Source organism: Streptomyces sp. NH27 (assembly GCF_056859195.1).
Map to the genome: position 1 here is coordinate 1 of NZ_JACEGK010001057.1, position 587 is coordinate 587.

At 74.3% G+C, this 587-nt stretch carries 1 pseudogene; it reads left to right on the forward strand.

Going from position 1 to position 587, the window contains the following annotated elements:
* Positions 1-436, forward strand: a pseudogene (locus tag AC13HU_RS37995) (hypothetical protein); the annotation flags it as partial.
* Positions 437-587: the final 151 nt, after the last annotated feature.

Consider the following 587-nt stretch of genomic DNA (forward strand, 5'->3'; position numbering starts at 1 on the left):
GTCGTGGTCGGTCGGGATGCGGCGGTGGGAGCAGAGGCTGGCGTCTATCCGGGCGGCTGAGTTGGCCGGCGGTGTGGGCGAGGCTCGGGTGCGGGCGGTCGGGTTGGCCGAGGAGGTGGCTGCGGAGTACGGCGAGGGTCATCCGTACGCGGTGCTGACGGCTGAGCTCCGGGCTTACCTGGCGATGTGGGACGGGGACTTCGGTGCGGCGTTCGGCTTGTACGTCCGGGCGGCGGACCGCCGGTACCGCCTCGGCGGTCCGCCGGGGGAGCTGGAGCGGGATCTGCACAACGCGGTGGCCTGCTGGGCCCGGTCGGCCGGGCGGCCGGGGGAGTTCGAGGAGGGGTGTGCGCTCGGGCACCTGCTGGCGCGGGTCGACCCGCGGCCGGCCCGGCGGGTGGGCGTGGTGCTGAGCCGGCTGGGCGAGCTGTTGTGAGCACGGTGGCACCGCACCGGCCCTTGTCAGGATTGGTGCGGCGGGCCGCCTTGGTTGGTTCGTTGCCGGTCGGCGGCGGTTCAGCGCTGGGTGCGCAGCCAGGCGAGGAAGGCGATGGCGTGCTCCTGGTCGAAGCGGACGGTGAGGGTGC